Annotated in this window: 3 protein-coding genes; 2 read left to right on the top strand and 1 reads right to left on the bottom strand. The window is 70.2% G+C overall.

The genetic code is table 11. The features are described 5' to 3' along the window. The coding region (locus ACFV20_RS36735; protein ID WP_385665441.1) for a ParB/RepB/Spo0J family partition protein at positions 1–1,031 on the bottom strand (1,031 nt) is incomplete at its 3' end. Positions 1,032–1,375: 344 nt separating this feature from the next. Between ACFV20_RS36735 and ACFV20_RS36730 the strand changes: the two genes are divergently transcribed. Both ACFV20_RS36730 and ACFV20_RS36725 read left to right on the top strand, forming a co-directional pair. After that, positions 1,376–1,906: a DUF5987 family protein gene (locus ACFV20_RS36730; protein ID WP_199876533.1), complete on the top strand. Its 531-nt coding sequence runs from the start codon at positions 1,376–1,378 to the stop codon at positions 1,904–1,906. Then, positions 1,903–2,361 (top strand): FAD-dependent oxidoreductase (locus tag ACFV20_RS36725; RefSeq protein WP_385665438.1); only part of this gene is annotated, 459 nt, incomplete at its 3' end. The genes ACFV20_RS36730 and ACFV20_RS36725, both read left to right, overlap by 4 nt.

The following is a 2,361-nucleotide window of genomic DNA, read 5'->3' as shown; positions in this document are numbered from 1 at the left end:
GTACGGAGTTCCGGGCTGTCGGCCGCGGCGCTGTGCCGGCGCCGGACCATCTCCTCGGCGAACCGGCGCCAGGCGTCCGAGCAGTGCTGCGCCAGGTCCGCCATCGAGTCGACGCAGTGGGCGGGGACCGCGTCCGCGCGCCGGCGCCAGGCCTCGTCGACGACGAACCGGTTGTGCAGCCAGCGCATGAGTTCGCGCCCCTGGTCGGAGTGGCGCATGGAAGGGTCGTTGGAGAGCCTGCGCAGCGCCTCCAGCGGCGCCCGGGACCGCGGGGACACCGGCGGTCTCCCGGCGACGGCGGGCGGCGCCTTCGGGCTCGTCCGGACGACCGCGCCGACGGGCGGCTTGGCCGCCGCCTGCTTCTGGCGGGCGGGCCCCGTCTCCAGCATCGCGCTCTGCCGGTTCTGCGGGACCGGGTCCTCGCCCCGCAGCAACCGGCGGCGGACGTCGTGCGCCGTGCCCAGCGACAGCCCGGTCTGCTCGACGACGGAGCGCAGCGGGAGCGCCGGGTCCTGGGTCAGCAGCGCCGCGGCGTGCAGGCGTTCGGCGGTGCGGTCCAGCGGGTGGATGCGGCCGTCCGCCCCGGTTCGCACGTTCAGCAGCGGAGAACCCGCGGCTGAACACGTCCGCACACCCGCCACGGTCTTGGCGTCGAGTCCCACGTGCGCGGCGACCGCGCGGTCGGACAGGGTCGGGTGCGAGGCCAGGATGCGGGCCGCGGCGGTCTTGCGGTCGGCGACCGACAGCGGCAGTCCGTTGGTGATGTTCGCCGCGACGGACCGCAGGAACACCTGCTCCTCGGCCCCCTCGAAGAAGGTGACCTCGACGGTGTCCAGCCCCTTCAGGCGGGCCGCGCCGATGCGGTGCATGCCGTCGACGACCCGCATGGTCGGCCGGTGGACCAGGACCGGCGGCAGGGACGCGTAGACGGTCGCGAGGCGCTGTACATGGGAACGATCGATTCCGTTCAGGCGTGGGGAATCGGCGGGAATGAGTTCATCGATCCGTACGACACGCCGTGAACGCTCCACGACGCGTTGGGCAGAGTCACTTTTCACGTTTCCCCCAAGACATGAGACCAGGGCTCACTTCCACATGCGGTGCCCGTGCAGAAGCGTTTCCACGTGCAGGTGATGAAGACATCCGTGCGGCCAGACTAGTGAGCCGCTCGCCCGCGCGCGTAATCCATCCGCCGCTTCGCGCCAACTCCGTGGAGTCGGTTTCAAGGTCGCCTCCACTTTGGCTAGTTGCTTGAACCGGTCGAACGAACCTAGTTTTCTCCTCGCCGCAAGGCATCCCACTCCGGACTGCGAGAATGGAGAGCGAGTTGCGCGACGACAATGAGCGAGGGGCGCCGGCCGGCGACATCCGGACCATGACCCTGGAGGCCTACGCCGACACGATCGTGCCGGGTCAGAAACGCTCCGCGGACGACCGGGCCATCGCGGGAGTGGCCACCGGCGGCGGCGCCGTCCAGGCGGGGGCCCTGGAACTCCTGCAATGGGATGCGACCGGCATACACGAGGGTCTGGACGACCTGGTGCGCCTGGTCAACGAGCATGCCCTGGCCTACGCGGCGGAGCGGGGTCTGGCCCCGGATCCGACGGTGCCGCCCTTCGTGGCGCTGGAGTACCCGGACCGGGCCGCCCTGATCCAGCGGCTGACGACGCCGGGCCACCCCGAGAAGGAGTTCTGGGTACTGCTCTCCCTCTTCTGCAACATGGCCTTCGACTCGGCCGCGCACCTCAACACGGCGCAGGCGATGGCCGACGGGCATCCGGGACTGGAGGCCATGGGCCTGAGCACGCCGGACGCCGACGGCCTGTGGCGATTCCAGGATTACAGCTACGGGCGCGAGTTCGCCCGCCTCCACCCCGACACCACGTCCACCGGGAGCCCCGCATGAGCACCACGGCCGAGCGCACGGACGTCCTCGTCATCGGCAGCGGATTCGGCGGCGCGATCGCCGCGTACCACCTGGCGGCGGGGGGCGCGGACGTCACCGTCCTGGAACGCGGTCCGTGGCTGGAGAGCAAGGAGTTCGAGCACGACTACAAGCTCGGCTCCTCCTACACCAGGGCGTTCGACTTCACGGTCGGGGACGGCATGAGCATCCTCGGCGGGAACTGCGTGGGCGGCGGCAGCGTCGTCTACTTCGCCGCGATGCCCCGCGCCCCGCGCTTCGTCTTCGACCGGCAGGGGTCCATAGGACGCCGGATGTGGCCGCAGGCAGTGAGCCGCGACACCCTGGACCCCTGGTACGACCGGGTCGACGGGCTGGACTACGCCAGTCTCATATACACATCTGACGATGCAGACGAATGTATCAGTTTAGAACTCGGGGGTAGCCGGAGCTGTATA

It is taken from the genome of Streptomyces sp. NPDC059696, from assembly GCF_042733745.1.
Classification (GTDB): Bacteria; Actinomycetota; Actinomycetes; order Streptomycetales; family Streptomycetaceae; genus Streptomyces.
Note: the sequence above shows the minus strand (reverse complement) of the source record. Positions and strands in the feature narration are given on the sequence as shown.

What these genes read in the sequence shown, in the direction of transcription:
- ACFV20_RS36730 (WP_199876533.1), top strand. Translation starts at nt 1,376, where the DNA reads ATGACCCTGGAGGCCTACGCCGACACGATCGTGCCGGGTCAGAAACGC.